The 18767-nt window shown below is 66.2% G+C and carries 22 protein-coding genes; 14 read left to right on the plus strand and 8 right to left on the minus strand.

Features of this window, described 5'->3' with window-relative positions; all coding sequences use genetic code 11:
• Positions 1 to 35: 35 nt before the first annotated feature.
• On the plus strand, positions 36 to 815 hold the full coding sequence (olsB, locus tag DKT77_RS03115; RefSeq protein ID WP_109810277.1) for an L-ornithine N(alpha)-acyltransferase: 780 nt from the start codon (positions 36 to 38) through the stop codon (positions 813 to 815).
• Positions 812 to 1660: a lyso-ornithine lipid O-acyltransferase gene (olsA, locus tag DKT77_RS03120; protein WP_109810278.1), complete on the plus strand. Its 849-nt coding sequence runs from the start codon at positions 812 to 814 to the stop codon at positions 1658 to 1660. Before olsB ends, olsA begins: the two co-directional genes overlap by 4 nt.
• Here olsA and DKT77_RS03125 read toward each other — a convergent pair.
• Complete coding sequence (locus DKT77_RS03125) at positions 1632 to 2267, minus strand: thiamine phosphate synthase (RefSeq protein ID WP_109810279.1); 636 nt, start codon at positions 2265 to 2267, stop codon at positions 1632 to 1634. The two genes, olsA and DKT77_RS03125, sit on opposite strands and share 29 nt — an antisense overlap.
• A gap of 171 nt (positions 2268 to 2438) precedes the next feature.
• On the opposite strand from DKT77_RS03125, the gene DKT77_RS03130 reads away from it, so the two are divergent.
• From DKT77_RS03130 to htpX, 3 genes are all read left to right on the plus strand, one after another.
• The gene (locus tag DKT77_RS03130) at positions 2439 to 3194 is read left to right on the plus strand and encodes an RNA methyltransferase (protein WP_109810280.1); all 756 of its coding nucleotides are present in this window, start codon (positions 2439 to 2441) and stop codon (positions 3192 to 3194) included.
• 52 nt (positions 3195 to 3246) lie between these two features.
• Complete coding sequence (ctaA, locus tag DKT77_RS03135) at positions 3247 to 4389, plus strand: heme A synthase (protein ID WP_109810281.1); 1143 nt, start codon at positions 3247 to 3249, stop codon at positions 4387 to 4389.
• Positions 4390 to 4460: 71 nt separating this feature from the next.
• Complete coding sequence (gene htpX, locus DKT77_RS03140; RefSeq protein ID WP_109810282.1) at positions 4461 to 5387, plus strand: zinc metalloprotease HtpX; 927 nt, start codon at positions 4461 to 4463, stop codon at positions 5385 to 5387.
• A 7-nt stretch (positions 5388 to 5394) separates the two neighbouring features.
• Here the strand turns inward: htpX and DKT77_RS03145 are convergent, their stop codons facing one another.
• From DKT77_RS03145 to pyrC, 5 genes are all read right to left on the minus strand, one after another.
• Positions 5395 to 5802, minus strand: a complete 408-nt coding sequence (locus DKT77_RS03145; RefSeq protein WP_109810283.1) for a ketosteroid isomerase-related protein — start codon at positions 5800 to 5802, stop codon at positions 5395 to 5397.
• Positions 5803 to 5847: 45 nt separating this feature from the next.
• A complete protein-coding gene (locus DKT77_RS03150) occupies positions 5848 to 6354 on the minus strand; it encodes an EndoU domain-containing protein (RefSeq protein WP_109810284.1) in 507 nt (168 codons plus the stop codon).
• A 99-nt stretch (positions 6355 to 6453) separates the two neighbouring features.
• Positions 6454 to 7953: a replicative DNA helicase gene (locus DKT77_RS03155; RefSeq protein WP_109810285.1), complete on the minus strand. Its 1500-nt coding sequence runs from the start codon at positions 7951 to 7953 to the stop codon at positions 6454 to 6456.
• 157 nt (positions 7954 to 8110) lie between these two features.
• The gene (locus tag DKT77_RS03160; protein WP_109810286.1) at positions 8111 to 8785 is read right to left on the minus strand and encodes an orotate phosphoribosyltransferase; all 675 of its coding nucleotides are present in this window, start codon (positions 8783 to 8785) and stop codon (positions 8111 to 8113) included.
• Entirely contained in the window at positions 8782 to 9834 is a 1053-nt protein-coding gene (gene pyrC / locus DKT77_RS03165) for a dihydroorotase (protein ID WP_109810287.1), read from the minus strand. The genes DKT77_RS03160 and pyrC overlap by 4 nt, the downstream gene beginning before the upstream one ends.
• A 149-nt stretch (positions 9835 to 9983) precedes the next feature.
• Between pyrC and DKT77_RS03170 the strand changes: the two genes are divergently transcribed.
• The 9 genes from DKT77_RS03170 (at position 9984) to lipA (ending at position 17231) form a co-directional block, all read left to right on the plus strand.
• A complete protein-coding gene (locus DKT77_RS03170) occupies positions 9984 to 10838 on the plus strand; it encodes an urease accessory protein UreD (RefSeq protein ID WP_238547653.1) in 855 nt (284 codons plus the stop codon).
• A gap of 21 nt (positions 10839 to 10859) precedes the next feature.
• The gene (locus tag DKT77_RS03175) at positions 10860 to 11162 is read left to right on the plus strand and encodes an urease subunit gamma (RefSeq protein WP_109810288.1); all 303 of its coding nucleotides are present in this window, start codon (positions 10860 to 10862) and stop codon (positions 11160 to 11162) included.
• 194 nt (positions 11163 to 11356) lie between these two features.
• Positions 11357 to 11665 (plus strand): urease subunit beta, encoded by a 309-nt coding sequence (locus tag DKT77_RS03180; RefSeq protein WP_109810289.1) that lies wholly within the window; start codon positions 11357 to 11359, stop codon positions 11663 to 11665.
• Positions 11666 to 11724: 59 nt separating this feature from the next.
• Positions 11725 to 12585, plus strand: coding sequence for a hypothetical protein (locus DKT77_RS03185; protein WP_146204941.1), 861 nt, complete (start codon positions 11725 to 11727; stop codon positions 12583 to 12585).
• A gap of 103 nt (positions 12586 to 12688) precedes the next feature.
• Positions 12689 to 13045, plus strand: a complete 357-nt coding sequence (locus DKT77_RS03190) for an antifreeze protein (protein WP_238547654.1) — start codon at positions 12689 to 12691, stop codon at positions 13043 to 13045.
• 101 nt (positions 13046 to 13146) lie between these two features.
• A complete protein-coding gene (ureC, locus tag DKT77_RS03195) occupies positions 13147 to 14856 on the plus strand; it encodes an urease subunit alpha (RefSeq protein ID WP_109810291.1) in 1710 nt (569 codons plus the stop codon).
• Between the two features lie 109 nt (positions 14857 to 14965).
• Entirely contained in the window at positions 14966 to 15622 is a 657-nt protein-coding gene (locus tag DKT77_RS03200; RefSeq protein ID WP_109810292.1) for a VPLPA-CTERM sorting domain-containing protein, read from the plus strand.
• Between the two features lie 257 nt (positions 15623 to 15879).
• Positions 15880 to 16134, plus strand: coding sequence for a hypothetical protein (locus DKT77_RS03205; protein ID WP_109810293.1), 255 nt, complete (start codon positions 15880 to 15882; stop codon positions 16132 to 16134).
• A gap of 146 nt (positions 16135 to 16280) precedes the next feature.
• A complete protein-coding gene (lipA, locus tag DKT77_RS03210) occupies positions 16281 to 17231 on the plus strand; it encodes a lipoyl synthase (RefSeq protein WP_109810294.1) in 951 nt (316 codons plus the stop codon).
• An 18-nt stretch (positions 17232 to 17249) separates the two neighbouring features.
• Here the strand turns inward: lipA and DKT77_RS03215 are convergent, their stop codons facing one another.
• Positions 17250 to 18155: a c-type cytochrome gene (locus DKT77_RS03215; RefSeq protein ID WP_109810295.1), complete on the minus strand. Its 906-nt coding sequence runs from the start codon at positions 18153 to 18155 to the stop codon at positions 17250 to 17252.
• Positions 18156 to 18216: 61 nt separating this feature from the next.
• Complete coding sequence (locus tag DKT77_RS03220) at positions 18217 to 18678, minus strand: c-type cytochrome (protein WP_109810296.1); 462 nt, start codon at positions 18676 to 18678, stop codon at positions 18217 to 18219.
• Between the last annotated feature and the right edge of the window lie 89 nt (positions 18679 to 18767).

The following is an 18767-nucleotide window of genomic DNA, read 5'->3' on the forward strand; positions in this document are numbered from 1 at the left end:
TATCACCCGACCATGCTCAAGCGCAGGCGCATCCCATGAACCCGCACCAAGACCTGATCGTCCGTCTTGCCAGGGACGAGCGTGACCTTCTCGCGGCGCAACGCCTGCGCTATGAGGTGTTCGTGGAGGAACTGGGCGGCGACGGCGCGCTTGTCGATCACGAGGGCCGCTTTGAACGCGACGCCTATGACCCCTTCTACGATCACATGCTGGCGATCGATCCGGCGCGCGATGATGGGCACAGCCTGACCCATGTGATCGGCGTCTATCGCCTGATGCGGGGCGAGAACGCGGCAAGGGCCGGGGGCTTCTACACCGCCGGCGAATACGACCTCGCACCGCTGCTTCGAAGCGGCAGGCGGCTTCTGGAACTGGGCCGGTCCTGCCTGAAGGCCGAATATCGCGGCGGCAAGGCGATGTGGCACCTGTGGAACGGGCTGGCAGCCTACACGCTGCAGCATGAAATCGAGGTGCTGTTCGGTGTCGCGAGCTTCCACGGCACCGACCCCGCGCCACTGGCAGCGCCTTTGTCGCTGCTGCACCACCGCTACCTCGCTCCCGAGGACATCCGCGTGCGCGCCGTGCCGGAACACTTCTTGCCGCTCGATCTGATGGCGGCCGGCGACATCGACGCCGCCGCGGGAATGCGCGCCATGCCCTCGCTGATCAAGGCCTACCTGCGCCTAGGCGGTTTCATCGGCGAAGGCGCCTTCGTGGACCGGGAGTTCAACACGATCGACGTGTGCCTGCTGCTCGACACCGCGCGCATGAACGACCGGCAGCGCCAGATCTACACCCGCGGGCTGCCGGCATGAGCGCGACGTGGCAGGGCGCACCCGCGCCCGCCGCGGCGCGCATCACGCCACTGGGCTGGCTGCGCGTGGTCTTGCGCGGCAGCGCGCTGGGGGCAGTGACCTTCGGCGGGCTGGCGCTTCTGCTGGTGGTGCGATTGGTCGAACGCCCGCTCTACGGGCTGCACCGGCCGGTCACGCCCTACATAACGCAGGGCGTGTGCCGTGCCGCCTTCGTTATCCTAGGCATCGCGCACCGGACAGAGGGCACTCCGATGGCGCAGCCCGGCGCGGTGGTGGCCAACCATGCCTCCTGGCTCGACATCTTCGCGCTGAACGCCCGCAAGCGGATCTACTACGTCGCCAAGTCCGAAGTCGCGGGCTGGGCCGGGATCGGCTGGCTGGCCCGGGCGACCGGCACCGTGTTCATCGCCCGCGACCGAGCGCAGGCCGCCGCGCAGAAACAGGTGTTCGAGGACCGTCTGACCGCCGGGCACAAGCTGCTGTTCTTCCCCGAAGGGACAAGCACCGACGGGCGCCGCGTGCTGCCCTTCAAGCCGACTCTGTTTGAGGCCTTCTTCGCGCCCGCGCTGAAGGAGAGGATCTTCGTGCAGCCGGTCAGCGTGGTCTACACCGCACCGCGGGGGCAGGACGCACGGTTCTACGGCTGGTGGGGCGACATGGACTTCGCGCCGCATCTGCTCAAGGTGCTGGCGGCCCCTTGCCAGGGAGAGGTCTTCTTGACCTACCACCCGCCGCTGCGAGTGGCGGACTTTTCCGGGCGCAAGTCGCTATGCGCCGCCTGCGAGATCGCGGTGCGCGGCGGCCACACCGCGCGGCTCAGTCGATCGCGGCCGCCAGCGCCCTGATCGCCTCTGCCGGGTCCGGCGCGCGCCAGATCTCGTCGCCGAAGGCGAAGAAGTCCGTCACCGGCGCATAGGCGCGCACCAGGTCGGCCGTCAGCGCGCCTTCGGCCACCACCGGCAGTTCGATCATCTCGGACCACCAGGCGAACAGGTCATGGTCCGGCCGCTCGCCGGTGCCAAGTGCAGTCTCTCCCACCGGGCCGAAGGCGACGTAATCCGCCCCGGCCTCGCCCGCCGACAGCCCGTCATGGCGCGAGCCGCCGCAGAACGCGCCGACGATGGCATCCTGTCCCAACGCCTTGCGGGTTTTGCGCACCGACTTCGCCCCATCCGTCAGGTGCACACCGTCCAGGCCCAGCCGGTCCACCAGCCCCAGATGCGTGTCGATGACCAGCGGGATGTCGCGGGCATGGACCAGCGGGCGCAGCGTATCCGCGACGCGGGCGATGTCGTCCTCCACGGCGCTGGCCATGCGCAGGCGCAGGCAGGCTACCTCCACCGCGTCGAGCACGCACGACAAAAGGTCGGGAAAGCTGTCCGCTGACGGGTCGGGCGGGGTCAGCAGGTAGATCTGCGGGCGGGTCTGGTCCTGGGGGGCGGTCTTGGTCATGTCGGGCCTTCCGGTCTGGGCTGCGCGCCTGTTACCGTGCGCGCCGCGCCGCCACAAGCGCGCAGGCCGTCCACGCGACACCTGCAGTGGTCTGACAGGGCGCGCGCCCCCGCTTGGCTGACTGCGCTGCGCGCCATTGCGCCCTTCGCGCGGCTGGCCTAAACCGCCGCCATGACCGATACCGCCCCGCCCCGCCCACAGCCTGCCTTCGTGCTGGTCCGCCCCCAGATGGGCCAGAACATCGGCGCCGCCGCGCGCGCGATGCTGAACTTCGGGCTGGACCGGATGCGCCTTGTAAGTCCGCGTGATGGCTGGCCTAATCCCGATGCGGTGGCGATGGCCAGCGGCGCGGGTCGGGTTCTGGACGCCGCCGGGCTGCATGACAGCACCGCTGCGGCGGTGGCCGATTGCACCTACGTCTACGCCACCACGGCGCGGGCGCGGGGGCTGACAAAGCCGGTGTTCTCGCCCGAGGGTGCGATGGCCGACGCCGTGCGCCGAACCGCCGAAGGTCAGCGCGTCGCCGTGCTGTTCGGCCCCGAACGCGCAGGGCTGGAAAATGACGATATTTCAATCGCCAACGCGATCATCACGGTGCCGGTGAACCCGGACTTCCCGTCGCTGAACTTGGCGCAATGCGTGCTGCTGACCGGCTATGAATGGCGCCGCCAGACCCATGACGTGCCCGCGCAGACGACCGAACTGGCCGGCACCGACTGGGCCGAGGCGCACGAGATCGAGAAGCTGGCCGAACACTACGAGGAACGCCTTGAAGAAGCGGGTTTTTTCTTCCCCGAGGTGAAGGCCCCGCACATGAAACGCAATCTGCGCAACATGTGGTCGCGGATGCCGCTGACCCGCGCCGACGTGCAGATCCTGCACGGCATGATGCGCCAGGTCGTGCGCTGGAAAAACCGCGCCGAGTGACCTTGCCCGCACTGTCCGCAACGCCTAGCTTCCGCGCAACCCGGAGGACGCCATGAGCCAGAAAAACCGCAAGCTTTTCGAAGAGGTTGACAGCCCCAAGGCGGTCGCGGCCAAGCCCGCCGGCGGTTTGATCGACCGGCGCGGCGGCGGGGCGCGTGGCGCCGTGCGCGCATGGCTTATGGTGTTGTTCGGGATGGTGGTGTTGATGATCGCCGTCGGCGGTCTGACACGGCTGACCGACAGCGGTTTGTCGATCACCGAATGGCGCCCGGTCACCGGCGCACTGCCCCCCACAAGCGCCGAGGCGTGGCAATCCGAGTTCGACAAGTACCGCGAAATCCCGGAATACCAGTTGCAGAACAAGGGTATGACCTTGTCCGAGTTCAAGGTGATCTACTGGTGGGAATGGGGCCATCGGCAGCTTGGCCGCGCGATCGGACTGGTCTGGGCGATCGGGTTCGCGGGCTTCGCGCTGGCGCGCAAGATCCCTCCGGGCTGGTCGCCTCGCCTGCTGCTGCTGGGCGCGCTTGGCGGTTTGCAGGGTGCGATCGGCTGGTGGATGGTTGCCTCGGGCCTGACCGGAAGCATGGTCGATGTCGCCTCCTACCGCTTGGCCACGCATCTTGGGCTGGCTTTCGTGATCCTCGGCCTGATCGCGTGGTACACGTTCCTTCTGGGCCGCAGTGAACCCGCGTTGATGACCGCCAGACGAAGCCGCGACGTCAAGCTCTTCGGGATGTCCACAGGGCTGCTGCACCTCGCTTTCGTGCAGATCCTGCTTGGCGCGCTGGTCGCTGGCATCGACGCCGGTCGCAGCTATACCGACTGGCCGTTGATGGGTGGAGAGCTGTTTCCTTCGTCGGCCTTCGTGATCGAACCCTTGTGGCGGAACTTCTTTGAAAATCCCGGGCTTGTGCAGTTCATCCACCGCGTGACCGGCTATGTGCTGCTGGCCTTCGGGGTGGTCGTGTGGCAGCGCGGGCGGCGGTCGGCCAATCGCGGAACAGCGCGTGCCTTCCACCTGATGGCTGCGGCGCTGGCGGCGCAGATCTTGCTGGGGGTCGTCACCGTCTACAACGCGGCGCCGTGGCATCTGGCGATCGCGCACCAGTTCCTTGCGGTCGTCCTGTGGGTCGCCATCCTGCGCGCGCGGTTCCGCAGCCAGTATCCCGTCAGCCAGAGCGTGCGGGGCTGACGGCGGGCTTGCCAAAGTCCCGCGCGCTGCCCATCTGCCCTCGGGACCGGAACTGAGAAGCGAGGACGGGCATGGGCTATCTGCGCACGGCGATCTTGATGGCGGCGATGACCGCGCTTTTTATGGGCGTGGGCTGGATGCTGGGCGGCGGCGGCGGCGCGATGATCGCGCTGGTCGTCGCGGCTGGCATGAACGCCTTCACATGGTGGAATTCGGACCGGATGGTCCTGCGGATGCACGGCGCGCAATTTCTTGCCGCGGGTGACCGTTGGGGCCTGCACGAACTGACCGCAGAACTTGCGCGCAACGCGGGAATGCCGGTGCCCGCTGTCTACCTGATCGATCAGGACCAGCCCAACGCCTTCGCCACCGGGCGCAACCCCGGCAATGCCGCGGTCGCCGTGACCACCGGCCTGATGGCACGGCTGTCGCGCGAGGAACTGGCCGGAGTGATCGCGCACGAACTGGCGCATATCCGCAACCACGATACCGCGATCATGACGGTCACCGCGACCTTCGCGGGGGCAATTTCCATGCTGGCGAATTTCGCACTTTTCTTCGGCGGCTCGCGCGAAAGGGTAGGCATCATCGGCACGCTCGCGCTGATGATCCTTGCTCCGCTTGCAGCCTCGCTGGTGCAGATGGCGATCTCGCGGTCCCGCGAATACGAGGCAGACCGGATCGGGGCCGAGATCTGCGGCAACCCGCTCTGGCTTGCCTCCGCACTGGAAGGTATCCAGCGGGCCGCATCCAGGATCGATTACGCGGCTGCCGAACGGCACAAGGCGACGGCGCACATGTTCATCATCAACCCGCTGCACGGGCAAAGGATGGATAACCTGTTCGCCACGCACCCGGCGACCGAGAACCGCGTCGCCGCCCTTCGGGCCATGGCCGGGCAAGGCGGGGGCCGCGTGCCGCAACGTCCGACCGTGCAGCGCCAGACCACCGTGCCGCGTTCGGGGCGACGCAGCAACGACGCCGGCCCTTGGGGCTGAGGCGGCGTCAGGCGGCGCCGGGGGCGACCTGCGCGATCCAGTCCTGAAGGTTGTAGTAGGTCGTCACGCGGCTGATCTTGCCGTCTTCGACATTGAAGAACGAAGCGGCGGGCAGGGTGTAGGTCTGCCCCGTGGCAGCCGGTAGACCGTCATCGTCGGCCTTGTAAGTGCCGTTCACCGTGAACTCTGCCGCCGCCCGGTCACCGTTGGTAAACACCACGATATCGGTAAGCTGTTCGGAATAGCAGCGGTCCATATGGGCGCAGAACTCGGCGAACAATGCCTTGCCGCGGCGCGGTTCGCCCTGGTTGGGGTAATGCACCACATCCTCGGCCAGCAGGTCGAGCATGGCGGCGCTGTCGCCCGCGTTGAAGGCTTCGAAATAGCGGGTGATCAGGTCGTCGGTCGCGGGCATCAGAAACTCCGGTTAAACAGGCGCGGCGCGTCCATTTAGCAGCGCCTAGTTAAACTTGTTGTTCACGGCAGGAAAGGCGGTTTCGATCCCGTTCGGGCCCTTCCCGGATTTCATGCTGCCGATCCAGATCCTTTGCCCAGCGATTGTGGCCATCCCGCACATGCCAAGATTGTATTTCGCCATCATCTGTCTGTAGATTTCGGATTGAGGTGCATAGATCTGGCAGTCTTCCCAAGCCTCGGTGATCGCGGCCTTGATCGCGTTCCAATCCATGTCGGACGGGAAGAAGGAACTGACCTTCGGCGCCTTGCCGCCGCGGAGCGACACGCTGGCCGTATAGATGTCGTTCACCCGGCTGTCATGTTCTGTGATATTGACCGTTCGCGTCGGGTATTGACCGGCGGCGACATTGAAGCTGTGCAGGCCGGTATGTGCGCCCGGCCCGTTCGTGCTGTCGCCGAGCATGATATGGTTCTGCGCCGTCGCGGCGAACCTCACACCGCCCGCGATCCGCACCGCGATGATGCTGTCTTTCGGCTTTTCCTTGGCCATGGCGCCGTCTCCTTTTCTCGGCTGCTGTTCACGCGAGGTTAGCGTGTGAAGCCGCTCTGAAATCAAGGAAAATCCGCCAGGATCGTGGTTAGGGCGGGTTCAGAACCCTTCGATGCCCGCGCCCGCCTGCCACGGCTTGATGAGGTTGCCGAACCGGGTGAAGCGACCCTCGAAGCTCAGCTCCACGCTTCCGATCGGGCCGTGGCGCTGCTTGCCGATGATGACCTCGGCCTTTCCGTGCACCCGTTCCATAGCTTCTTGCCAGGCCTGCATCTCGGCCAGCTTGTCGTCGCCGGGCTTTTCGCGTTCCTTGTAGTACTCCTCGCGGTAGACGAACATCACCACGTCCGCGTCCTGTTCGATCGAGCCGCTTTCGCGCAGGTCCGACAGTTGCGGGCGCTTGTCCTCGCGCTGTTCCACCTGTCGGCTGAGCTGCGACAGCGCCACGACCGGGATGTCCAGTTCCTTGGCGATGGCCTTCAGGCCCTGCGTGATCTCGGACACCTCGTTCACGCGGCTGTCCTTGGCCGAGGCGGGGCGCACCAGTTGCAGGTAATCCACGAACAGCGCGTCAAGTCCGTGGGTGCGCTTGAGCCGCCGCGCGCGGGCGGCGAGTTGGCTGATCGGCAGCGCGGGTGTGTCGTCGATGAAGAGCGGACAGGCCTCGAGGGTCTTGGCGGCCTCAACGAAGCGGCGGAACTCCGCCTCGGTCATGTCGCCGCGGCGGATCTGTTCGCTCGGCACCTCGGCGGCTTCCGACAGGACCCGGGCGGCCAACTGTTCCGACGACATCTCGAGGCTGAAGAACCCCACGACGCCGCCGTTCACCGTGCCTTCGGTGCCGTCGGGGCGCAGGCCCTTCTGATAGCCCTTGGCGATGTTGAACGCGATGTTGGTGGCCAGCGAGGTCTTGCCCATGGACGGCCGCCCGGCGAGGATCAGCAGGTCGGATTTGTGCAATCCGCCCAGCTTTTTGTCGAGATCGTCCAGCCCCGTGGACACGCCCGCCAGCCCGCCGTCGCGTTGGTATGCGGCGTTCGCCACGTTCACCGCGTCGGTGACCGCCGACAGGAAGGACTGGAAGCCCTGACTGGCCTGCCCGCTTTCGCCCAGCAGGTATAGCTGCTGTTCGGCTGCCACGATCTGGTCGCGCGGGTCGCTGTCGGCGGTGACGGCGGTGGCCTTGGCGGCGATGTCGCGGCCCAGTTCGATCAACTGGCGGCGCATCGCGAGATCGCGGATGATCTGCGCATAGTCCTTCGCCGCGAAGGTCGAGATCGCGGCGCCTGCCAGCCGCACGAGGTAGGCGGACCCGCCCAGTTCCTTCAGCCCCTCGTCCTCGGACAGGTAGTTCGCCAGCGTGACCGGCGTGACCAACGCGTTCTTGGAAATTCGGGTGACGGCGGTTTCGAAGATGCGGCGGTGCACCGGGTCGAAGAAATGGCCCGCCTGCACGATCTGCGCGATCCGGTCGTAAATCTGGTCGTTGGTCAGAAGCGCGCCGAGCAGTTGCTGTTCTGCCTCGATAGAATGGGGCAGTGTGCCTGCCGCGTCCTCTGTGTCGGGGTGGGACGGTGTCACGCCTGTGATCTGGTTCATGGCTGCTCCCCGCGAATTTTTTGTGATCGTTTGTCCTGCCTAACCGCGCGGTCGATGGCAGGCAAATTGTATAAAGCTGTGGATGGGCTGTGGATATGCTGCATGTTGCGGCAAGGGTGCCCCCGCCGTCAACATCTGGCTGGTTTTCAGCGCGAGTTCAGGCGCGGGCGGCCTGCCAGGCGCGCGGATCGTCCAGGAAGGCGGCGACCTCGGCCAGGGTTTCTTCATCGAAACTTCGCGCACTGCGCGCTTCGGCCAGAACGTCGTGCCATGTGCACAGGTGATGCAGCGCGACGCCGTGTTCGCCCAACGTCTTCTCGGTTTCCGGGAAGATGCCGTAGTAGAAGATCACCGCCGTGTGGTGACAGCTTGCCCCTGTTTCGCGGATCGCGTCGACGAAGCTGATCTTCGATCCGCCGTCTGTGGTCAGGTCCTCCACAAGCAGCACGCGCTGCCCTTCGCTCATCGCCCCTTCGATCCTGGCATTGCGCCCGTAGCCCTTGGGCTTCTTGCGCACATAGGTCATCGGAAGGCTCATGCGCTCGGCTACCAGCGCAGCAAAGGGGATGCCCGCGGTCTCGCCGCCGGCAATGTTGTCGAACGCCTCGAAGCCCGCATCGCGCATCACGGTGATGGTCAGGAAATCCATCAATGTGGAACGAATACGCGGAAAGCTGATCAGTTTGCGGCAATCGATATAGGTCGGCCCCGGCAGGCCCGATGCGTAGATGTAGGGCTCGCGCGCGTTGAAATGCACCGCGCCTATTTCCAGCAGCATCCGTGCGGAAAGGCGGGCGATTTCGGACTTTTCGGGAAAGCTGGTCGGGATCATGTCTGCGGGCCTTCTACGCGCCAGTGGAGGGGGAAGCCGGGGTCGAACACGGTGACCGGGCCTTCGGCGGTGTCGATTGCGGCCGGGTAGGCGACAGGTGCGCCCTTGACCAGCGTTATGCTGCGCTCGTTGACCGGGAGCTTGTAGAACGCGGGGCCATGCAGCGATGCGAACCCTTCCAGGCGGTCCAGCGTCCCGGCGCGCTCGAATACCTCGGCGAGGCAGGACAGTGTGTTTGTCGCGGTGAAGCAGCCCGCGCAGCCGCAGGGCTGCAGCTTTGCTGCATCGAGATGCGGCGCGCTGTCGGTGCCGAGGAAGAAGCGCGGATCGCCCGAGGTTGCGGCCGCGATCAGTGCGTCGCGGTGGGTCGCGCGCTTGGCCACCGGCAGGCAGTAGTAGTGCGGGCGGATCCCGCCAGCGAGGATGTGGTTGCGATCGATGATCAGGTGATGCGTGGTGATCGTCGCGCCCATGCTGTCCTCGGGCTCTGATGCCACATAGTCCACCCCGTCGCGGGTCGTGACATGCTCCAGAACCGTGCGCAGGCCCGGCAGCCGTTCGCGCAGCGGCGCGAGCACCGTGTCGATGAACACCGCCTCACGGTCGAAGATATCCACGTCCGGCGTCGTCACCTCACCGTGCAGGCACAGCGGCAGCCCGATCTGGGCCATCGTTTCCAGAACGCGCATCACCTTGTCGAGGTCACGCACCCCTGAAGCGGAGTTGGTCGTCGCGCCGGCCGGGTACAGCTTGACCGCCGTGATCAGCCCGATCTCGGCCGCGGCGCGCACGTCCTTCGCATCGGTCGTTTCGGTCAGATAGAGCGTCATCAGCGGCTTGAAGCCGTTGTTGAGCGGCTTGGCGGCCATGATCCGGTCGCGGTAGTCGGCGGCGTCGGCGGCGGTGACCACCGGCGGCACAAGGTTCGGCATGATGATGGCGCGTGCGAAATGGCGCGCGGTCTCGGGCAGCACGGCGCGCAGCATGTCGCCGTCGCGCAGGTGCAGGTGCCAGTCATCGGGCTGGCGCAGGGTCAGGCGGTCTGTCATGGCGCTGGCGATACAGAAAACCGCGGCGCCTGACCAGACCGGCGTTGCGTTCCTGCGCTGCCCAAAAATGCGGCGTCGTGGCTGAAAATCCGCGCCGGGTTGCGGTTGGCCGTTGTCGCCGCCTGCCGGGGGCGGCTAGGGTTCCGGGCATGACCGATCTTGCCCCACTACGTCCGCCCGTGCAGGCGGCCCCGGTGCACCAGCGCACGCGCGGCCTTGCCGAAGTGGCGCTTGATGGCGGCGGGAAACGGGGCGCGCGCCTGACGCGGCTTTATCAGCGCGGGTCGGCCAAGGCTTTCCTGCCGCGCATCCATTCGGACCGGCCCGAGGTCGTGTTCCTGAACACGGCGGGCGGGCTGACCGGCGGCGACGACATGCGGTTCGATCTGAGGCTCGGGCCGGGCGTGACCGCTGTGGCGACAACCCAGACGGCGGAGCGCGCCTATGCGAGCCTCGGCGATCCGGCGCGCATGGCAGTGCAGCTGCGGGTCGGTGCGGGCGGAATGCTTCACTGGCTGCCGCAGGAGACCATACTGTTCGATCGGTCGACCCTTGCGCGCCGGACGGTGGCGGACCTTGAAGGAGATGCAGGGCTTGTGTTGTGCGAGACGATCGTGCTTGGCCGCGCCGCGATGGGCGAACGACTGACGGATGTGAGTTGCGAGGACTGGCGCGAGGTGCGCCGCGACGGGCGTCCGGTGCTGCTGGAGCCATTCCGACTGTGCGGCGCGGCGCTGGCGGTGCGGGATGGGCCCGCGATGTTGGGTGACGCTGTGTCGGTGAGCAGTCTTGCGCTGTGTGCGCCGGGCGCGGCCGATCGACTGGGTGCGGTGCGTGAGGTGCTGGACGGACTGCCAGGCCCGGTGCGGGCGGCGGCCGCGGGATGGGATGACAAGTTGGTGGTGCGGGCGCTGTCCCGCGAAGCGCAAGCCCTGCGCAAGGCCGTGGCGGCGGTGCTGGGCGTGCTGACCGGCGCGGCGCTGCCGCGCGTATGGGCGATCTAGAACAGGAAGAAGACGCGAGACATGAACCTGACCCCCCGTGAGAAAGACAAGCTGTTGGTCGCCATGGCGGCGATGGTGGCGCGCAACCGGCTGGCGCGCGGCGTGAAGCTGAACCACCCCGAGGCGATTGCCCTGATCACCGATTATGTGGTCGAGGGCGCGCGCGACGGGCGCAGCGTGGCCGACCTGATGGCTGCCGGCGCCGAGGTGATCACAGCCGCGCAATGCATGGAAGGCGTGCCCGAGATGATCCATGACGTGCAGGTCGAGGCGACCTTTCCCGACGGAACCAAGCTGGTGACGGTCCACCATCCGATCCGCTGATCCGCTGTCCCGGTGGGCCGGATCGATCACGTTTTTTGCTTAATGCCCGCCTTGCGGGCGTTTTGCCTTGCTTTTTGGCAGTGCAGCATTGTACCGCGCAGGTGCAGCGAAATGGCTGCCGCTAGGGCAGGGCGATCTTGTTCCCGATCCGCGCGTGTGAAAGCGTCCGGGAACCCAGCCAGGAGGACGACCCGATGATACCCGGTGAAATTCTGACAGCGCCCGGTGACATTGTTCTGAACGAGGGCGCTGAGGCGGTGACGCTGACCGTGGCCAATACCGGCGATCGACCGGTTCAGGTGGGCAGCCACTACCATTTCGCCGAAACCAACGCCGCGCTGGACTTCGATCGGGCGGCTGCCGCCGGCCGCAGGCTCGATATCGCGGCTGGAACCGCGGTGCGGTTCGAACCCGGCCAGTCGCGGGACGTGACGCTGGTGCCGTATGGCGGCGCGCGGCGGGTCTACGGGTTCAACCAGCAGGTCATGGGGCCGCTGGCGTGATCCTGCCCGGCATCTGCGGCCGTCCTGCGCCGCGACACAGCACTCTGGAGACGACGACGATGATGATGACGCCGATGGACTACTGGAAAAGCGGTGTGGAGCTTTGGTTCCGCACGGCGGAGGCGCAGCTGGAACTTGGGTTCCGCATGGCGACACTGATGCCCACCTGGGATGTCGCACTGACCTCTGCCCGTGGGCTGAAGGACGACCGTGTGACGTTGCGCGCCACCACGGCGCGCCCGGCGCTGCGCGCTGTGCCGAAACCTGCACCCGCGCCGAAGCCGAAGGCGGCTCCGAAGGCAAAGGCGGCATCCACGGCGAAGGCGAAGGCGTCTGCCTCGCCCGCGGTCGAAGCCGCGCCTGCGCCCCTGAAACCGGCCCCGATGCAAGCGGAACCCGCCAAGGCCGAAACCGTGAATGCGTCGCTGGTGACGCCCGTTGCGGCCCCCGCGAAGGCGGATGCGGCATCTGCCAAGACCGAGGCGCAGCCAGCGCCCAAAGCCCCCGTCGCTGCGACCCCGGCGGTCAAGACTGACACTCCTGAAAAGTCCGAAGCAGCACCCAAGCCTGCCGAAAAGGCCGCGCCGACGCCTGCCAAGGCACCTGCGCCCAAGGCGGCAGAGGCTACTGGCGCGGTCAAGGACGCCGTGACGGCGCCCGCGAAGAAGCCCGCCGCCAAGCCCAAGGCAGCCCCGCGTCCCCGGCGCGCCGCAGGCGCTGCGAAGGCCGCGCAGAAGCAGAAGGAAGATGCCGCGAAGGCCACTCCCGCCGCGGCTGCGGCCAAGACGTCATCGACTGATGCCGCGCCGAAGCCTGCTGCTGCAGAAAGCAAGCCCGCCGCCCCGCGCAGCCGCCGCCGTCGCGCCCCGGCCACCCTGGGCCTCCCGCCTAAGGCCACCGGCACGGGCGATCCGTCCTGATGTGACTGCACTGCGGAGCTTATGCCGCAGTGCAGCATTTTTCGATCTGTGGTAGACATGTATGGCAAGGCGGCTGTTCCGCCTTCCAGATCAGGAGCGGTCCATGTCTGCCCCAAACCCTTTCGACCCCCGACTGACCCATTACGCCAGCTTCGAAGCGCCGCTGCAGGCAATGCAGACCGGCCTGCAGCTGGCGACCATGCTGGCAGAGGCGCAGATGGTCGTGACCCTGCGCGTGCTGGGGCAGTTCGGCCTGTGGGCTGTGACACCGGGCGAGAACCGCCGCATGGTGTCGGAAAAGCCGCAGGCGTTCCTGAAATCGGCCAACGCGGCCCTGGCGGCGGCGCAGGCGGGCAAGCGTCCCGACCAGGTGCTGTCCGCGGCGGTCAAGCCGTTGGGGCGCAAGACCCGGTCCAACATGCACCGGCTGGCCCGCCGCGGCCCCGGACTGCCCAAATGATGGGCACAGGGCGCAGCGCGCGGCGCTGATCCCTTGCTCAACCCGGCGGTTCCGGCAAAGGTTGCGGGCAAGATCAACGCCCCGTTCCGAGGACCCCGCCGATGCCTGCCAAGATCTCCCGCGCCACCTATGCCGACATGTATGGTCCGACCACCGGCGACCGCGTCCGGCTGGCAGATACCGAACTGTTCATCGAGGTGGAGCGCGACCTGACCACCTATGGCGAAGAGGTGAAGTTCGGCGGCGGCAAGGTGATCCGCGACGGCATGGGCCAGAGCCAGGCAACCCGCGCGGACGGCGCCGTGGATACGGTCATCACAAACGCGCTGATCGTCGACACCACCGGCATCTACAAGGCCGATGTGGGACTTCGAGACGGGCGCATCGCGGCCATCGGAAAGGCCGGCAACCCGGATACGCAACCCGGCGTGGACATCATCGTCGGGCCGGGGACAGAGGCGATCGCCGGCGAAGGGCGCATCCTGACAGCGGGCGGTTTCGACAGCCACATCCATTTCATTTGCCCGCAGCAGATCGACGACGCGCTGCATTCGGGGCTGACCACCATGCTGGGCGGCGGAACCGGGCCCGCGCACGGAACGCTTGCCACCACGTGCACGCCGGGGCCTTGGCATATCGGTCGGATGCTTCAGGCGGCGGATGCGTTCCCGATGAACCTTGCCTTCGCGGGCAAGGGCAACGCGTCGCTGCCCGGAGCGCTGGTCGAACAGATCGAGGCCGGGGCCTGCGCGATGAAGCTGCACGAAGACTGGGGCACCACGCCCGGCGCCATCGACTGCTGCCTTACGGTGGCCGATGACATGGACGTTCAGGTGATGATCCACACCGACACGCTGAACGAGTCCGGTTTCGTGGAAAACACGCTTGCGGCGATGAAGGGCCGGACGATCCACGCTTTCCATACCGAGGGGGCGGGGGGCGGACATGCGCCGGATATCATCAAGGTCTGCGGGTCACCAAACGTCATTCCGTCCTCCACCAACCCGACGCGGCCCTTCACGGTGAACACGCTGGAAGAACATCTCGACATGCTGATGGTGTGCCACCATCTCGACAAGTCGATCCCCGAGGACGTCGCCTTCGCCGAAAGCCGCATCCGCCGCGAGACCATCGCAGCCGAAGACATCCTGCACGACATGGGCGCGTTTTCGATTATCGCTTCTGACAGCCAGGCGATGGGCCGGGTGGGCGAGGTCATCATCCGCACCTGGCAGACGGCGCACAAGATGAAGGTGCAGCGCGGGCGGCTTTCCGACGAGACCGGCGAGAACGACAATGTCCGCGTGAAACGCTACATCGCCAAGTACACGATCAATCCCGCCATCGCACATGGCATCAGCCACGAGATCGGCTCCATCTCCGTGGGCAAGCGAGCGGACCTGTGCCTGTGGTCGCCCGCTTTCTTCGGTGTGAAGCCGGAAATGGTGCTGCTGGGCGGCACCATCGCCTGTGCGCAGATGGGCGACCCGAACGCGTCCATTCCGACGCCGCAGCCGGTCTATTCCCGTCCCATGTTCGGCGCGTTCGGCCGGTCGCTCGAAGCGTCCTCTGTCACGTTCGTCAGCGAGGCGGCGCAGGCGGCGGGTATCGGCGCGGAGCTTGGCCTGCGCAAGCAGACTGCGGCGGTCAAGGGCACACGCGGGATCGGCAAGGCGGACATGGTGATGAACGATGCCACGCCCGAGATCGAGGTGAACCCGGAAACCTACGAAGTGCGCGCCAACGGTGAATTGCTGACCTGCGAGCCGGCCAGCAGCCTGCCGATGGCGCAACGGTACTTCCTCTTTTGACGCGTGGGCTGGCCGAAAGTCGGGGCGTTAATAGTAAAATTGTTTCTATGTTGAGGTGACGGGCGCCGAGCACGTATACGAATGACACATCGCAAGGAGTCGTTCGAAAATGTCTTTCACCAAATCAATAAAGTCCGTTGTTGTCGCCGCCGCGCTGAGTGCCGCACCGGTTGTCTCGCATGCCGCAGGGTATTTCGGCGAGTTCTGGGACGCATCGTCGTCCTTCAGCACCATCGACGCCGCAATCAGCTATGCGAATGGCAATGCGGCCACCGGCACCTTCCTTTCCACTGCGATCGACTATCCGGCGGGCAGCAGTGGTTCGGTCGGCGACAGCACGTCCCTGTCCAGTTTCCTCGGTGTGGACTTCCCCAGCTACAGCGGTTCCCTCCCGACATCGCTGAGCACCAGCGTCTTCCGCATTTCGGGCACGTTCCTGCCCGGTGCTGGCTCGAAGACCTATGGCGTGGGGTCGGATGACGGCTTTTCGCTGGTAATCGGTGGCTCGGAAGTCTCGCGCCAAAGCGCGCCGCGCGCCTTCGCCTACACCAACACCTTGTTCGATGCAGGGTCCGGCCCGGTCGATTTCGTTCTGACCTACTACGAGAACGGCGGGTTCACCGGTGTCGAGTTCACGATTGACAGCGTGATCGTCGACAGCAGCCTTGCCGCCGCGCAGGTGCCGCTGCCCGCGGCACTGCCGATGCTGGGGGCTGCGCTGGCCGGACTCGGTCTCGCGCGGCGTCGCCGCAAGGCCGTCATCTGATCTGTCCTTCGGGTTTTCTGGTTCCGCTGTTTCTTCCCCAAGTTGTTCATCGTTTCCGAGTTGGAGCCAGTCCGCGCCGCCAGATCCACTCTGGCGGCGCATTTTTGTGCGCGGGTCGCAAGGCGACGGCAATTCACGCGGCACGGATGCATCAATCCGGACGAGAAGGCTCGCGCGATTGCCTCTTGGGGTTTTCGGTTCATCTTTGCGTGTCAGCTTTAAGGGAAGGAGGGGCCATCGTCAGGAAAGGTGCCCAGATGACTGATGCAACCAACGTCCAGATCGCCTTCACGCCCGCGCTCGATCTTGCGCTCGACCAGTTTTTTGCCGGGGTCGGGTTCGGCTTCAACCCGGCGCAGATGCGGCGCAGCATTCGCCGCGATGCGTTGCGCCTGAACGCCAAGTCGGATGCCGAACTGTCCCGGCTGGGGATTTCGCGGGCCGATATTCCGGCCTATGTGCTACGCCACCGGTTGCCTGCTCATGCACCCGTGCTGCGACGCCGGGCCTGACCGGCGGCGCGTCGGGTCGACGCGCGACCCCAGCATCCGGCGGCGCACACCGGACGGACTATGTGTGGCGGGGCAAGCGGCCATGCGGATTTGGCGCAGGACAAGCGTGCGCTAGGCTCTTATAAGGGCACGCAGAGGAGACCAGAATGCGCGATCTGAAAATTCCCGAACAGCGGCACCCGGAAAAGGCACACCGCCCCGTCAACCCGCAACCCAAGAAGCCGTCCTGGATCCGCGTCAAAGCGCCGGTATCGGATGGCTACAAGAAGACCGCCCGCATCATGCGGGAACACAAGCTGACCACCGTCTGCGAAGAGGCCGGTTGCCCGAACGCGGGCGAATGCTGGTCGCAGGGTCACGCTACCATGATGATCATGGGCGAGATCTGCACCCGGGGCTGCACGTTCTGCAATGTCGCCACCGGACGGCCCGATGCGCTTGACGTGTTCGAGCCGGGCCGCGTCGCCGATGCGGTGCAGAAGCTGGGCCTGAACCATGTCGTCATAACCAGCGTGGACCGCGACGACCTCGATGATGGCGGGGCGGAGCATTTCGCCCAGACCATCCGCGCCGTGCGGCACCGCAGCCCCGACACCACGATCGAGATCCTGACACCCGACTTCCTGAAGTGCGAGCCGTCCGCGCTGGAAACCGTGGTCGCCGCACGGCCGGATGTGTTCAATCACAATCTGGAAACCGTCCCCGGCCTCTATCAGGAGGTGCGCCCTGGCGCGCGGTACTTCCATTCGCTTCGGCTGCTGCAGCGCGTGAAGGAACTGGACCCGATGATGTTCACCAAGTCGGGGATCATGGTGGGACTGGGCGAGGAACGCGCACAAGTACTTCAGGTGATGGATGACATGCGCTCTGCCGGGATCGATTTCCTGACAATCGGCCAGTATCTTCAGCCGACGCCGCATCATCACCGGGTGGATCGCTTCATCACGCCGGAGGAATTCCAGTCCTACGAAAAGGCGGCTTACAACAAGGGCTTCCTGATGGTCTCAGCCACGCCGCTGACGCGGTCGAGCTACCATGCCGGGGACGATTTCGCGCGTCTGCGCTCCGCCCGTCAGGCGAAGCTGGCCAAGGCCTGAGGCGCAGGGCCTGCCCGGTCAGCCGCCGCCGTCCAGCGGCGCGACCGGCGGCAGCGCCTTGAGATACGCGGCGATGGCTTGCCTGTCTCCGTCCGGCAGGCGGGCCAGGTTCTGAACCACGCGCGCCATGTGCCCGCCCGCTGAATCGTAGTCGGGCGTGAAGCCTGTGCCGAGGTAATAGGCGATGTCGGTCGCGGACCAGTCCAGCGCACCGGGGGTGATGTTCGGGATGCTGCCCTTGCCCGACGGGTTCGGCGCGCCGCCCATCCAGCGACCCTTCACCAGCCCTCCAAAGGCATTGCGCGGGGTGTGGCATTCGGCGCAATGGCTCAGCGCCTCGACGAGGTAGCGGCCGCGCGCGAGGCTTTCGGTATCTGCCGCACCCAATACGAATTCGTCGTCGAGGTTCATCCATTTCCAGACGGCCACGCTGCGCCGGATCGAGAACGGGAAGCTCAACTCGTGCCCGGCGCTCGGGGTTTGGTCCGCTGGAAGCGTCCGCATGAATGCCCAAAGATCCGCGATGTCCGCATCGGTCATGTGGGCATAACTGGGATATGGGAAGGCGGGATAGTAGTGTCGCCCCTGCGGGCTGACACCATTGCGCAGCGCCGTGGCAAAGTCCTCGAAGCTCCATCCGCCGATGCCGACCTGCTGGTCGGTCGATATGTTGGGAGCGACGAATGTCCCGAAGTCGGACGGAAACCGCTGCCCGCCCGCCAGCGTCAAAAGCGCGTCGCCCTCGGCTTCGGGCGCGGCGTGACACGATGCGCAGCCCGCGGCCCAGAACACCTGTTCCGCGGCGGCGGCGTCGCCATCGCCCGCCGCCGCCGAAAGATCATCCGACGAAAGCCGCTGCCCGCCCGTCACGAACCAGGCTCCGGCCGCTCCCGCGAGCAAGATCGCGCCGAGCAGACGTATCACAGGCGTGCCCCGCTGCGCGCGTATCGGGCGCCCTGCCGGGACCCTTCAGACCCGCGCAAGATCAACTGGACGGCTGGCGGTGCGCGTCATGGCAGGCGCCGCAGGCCTTGCCCACCGCGCCGACCGCCGGTCCGAGGGCGGATTGTCCCTCGTCGGCGACCTCTTCAAGCTGCTCGGCGGCCTTGCCGAAGGCATCCCATTTGGCAAGGAAGTCGGCGCGGTCGTCCCAGATCGAGGGCAGCGCGCGGGTGCCGTCGATCGCCATGTTGTCCGACCCCTCGGGCCATAGAGGCGCCTGGTGAAGTTCGGAAATCGTTTCGAGGTTCTCTGCCGCGAGCTCGGCAAGCGCCGCGTCATAGGCGACCTCGCCCTTGGCCATACCGCCCAGAACGCCGAGGTTGAGAGCCATGATCCGGAACTGGCCCTGGCGCGCCTTCAGCGCGGCCTCGAAATCCTGTGCGAAGGCAAGGCCCGGCGCAGTGGCCAGTGCGGCAGACAAGCAAATAGCGTGGGAAATCTTCATGGAACCCTCCTGTTGGTGACGCCACGGTATCGGGAAACCGCGGTTGCACAACAAAAAGGGCGGTCAGGCGTGTTCACAGGGTTGTGAGC

It is taken from the genome of Meridianimarinicoccus roseus, assembly GCF_003172915.1.
Lineage (GTDB): Bacteria > Pseudomonadota > Alphaproteobacteria > Rhodobacterales > Rhodobacteraceae > Meridianimarinicoccus > Meridianimarinicoccus roseus.

Bases quoted from the DNA above. Each gene is read 5' to 3' on its own strand.
- DKT77_RS03190 (WP_238547654.1), top strand. From the start codon at position 12,689: ATGTCTGCCCCAAACCCTTTCGACCCCCGACTGACCCATTACGCCAGC.
- DKT77_RS03185 (WP_146204941.1), top strand. From the start codon at position 11,725: ATGATGATGACGCCGATGGACTACTGGAAAAGCGGTGTGGAGCTTTGG.
- DKT77_RS03220 (WP_109810296.1), bottom strand. From the start codon at position 18,678: ATGAAGATTTCCCACGCTATTTGCTTGTCTGCCGCACTGGCCACTGCG.
- lipA (WP_109810294.1), top strand. From the start codon at position 16,281: ATGCGCGATCTGAAAATTCCCGAACAGCGGCACCCGGAAAAGGCACAC.
- DKT77_RS03175 (WP_109810288.1), top strand. From the start codon at position 10,860: ATGAACCTGACCCCCCGTGAGAAAGACAAGCTGTTGGTCGCCATGGCG.
- ctaA (WP_109810281.1), top strand. From the start codon at position 3,247: ATGAGCCAGAAAAACCGCAAGCTTTTCGAAGAGGTTGACAGCCCCAAG.
- DKT77_RS03200 (WP_109810292.1), top strand. From the start codon at position 14,966: ATGTCTTTCACCAAATCAATAAAGTCCGTTGTTGTCGCCGCCGCGCTG.
- DKT77_RS03160 (WP_109810286.1), bottom strand. From the start codon at position 8,785: ATGATCCCGACCAGCTTTCCCGAAAAGTCCGAAATCGCCCGCCTTTCC.
- DKT77_RS03125 (WP_109810279.1), bottom strand. From the start codon at position 2,267: ATGACCAAGACCGCCCCCCAGGACCAGACCCGCCCGCAGATCTACCTG.
- DKT77_RS03205 (WP_109810293.1), top strand. From the start codon at position 15,880: ATGACTGATGCAACCAACGTCCAGATCGCCTTCACGCCCGCGCTCGAT.
- pyrC (WP_109810287.1), bottom strand. From the start codon at position 9,834: ATGACAGACCGCCTGACCCTGCGCCAGCCCGATGACTGGCACCTGCAC.
- olsA (WP_109810278.1), top strand. From the start codon at position 812: ATGAGCGCGACGTGGCAGGGCGCACCCGCGCCCGCCGCGGCGCGCATC.
- DKT77_RS03145 (WP_109810283.1), bottom strand. From the start codon at position 5,802: ATGCCCGCGACCGACGACCTGATCACCCGCTATTTCGAAGCCTTCAAC.
- DKT77_RS03150 (WP_109810284.1), bottom strand. From the start codon at position 6,354: ATGGCCAAGGAAAAGCCGAAAGACAGCATCATCGCGGTGCGGATCGCG.
- olsB (WP_109810277.1), top strand. From the start codon at position 36: ATGAACCCGCACCAAGACCTGATCGTCCGTCTTGCCAGGGACGAGCGT.
- DKT77_RS03130 (WP_109810280.1), top strand. From the start codon at position 2,439: ATGACCGATACCGCCCCGCCCCGCCCACAGCCTGCCTTCGTGCTGGTC.
- DKT77_RS03155 (WP_109810285.1), bottom strand. From the start codon at position 7,953: ATGAACCAGATCACAGGCGTGACACCGTCCCACCCCGACACAGAGGAC.
- htpX (WP_109810282.1), top strand. From the start codon at position 4,461: ATGGGCTATCTGCGCACGGCGATCTTGATGGCGGCGATGACCGCGCTT.
- DKT77_RS03180 (WP_109810289.1), top strand. From the start codon at position 11,357: ATGATACCCGGTGAAATTCTGACAGCGCCCGGTGACATTGTTCTGAAC.
- DKT77_RS03170 (WP_238547653.1), top strand. From the start codon at position 9,984: ATGACCGATCTTGCCCCACTACGTCCGCCCGTGCAGGCGGCCCCGGTG.
- ureC (WP_109810291.1), top strand. From the start codon at position 13,147: ATGCCTGCCAAGATCTCCCGCGCCACCTATGCCGACATGTATGGTCCG.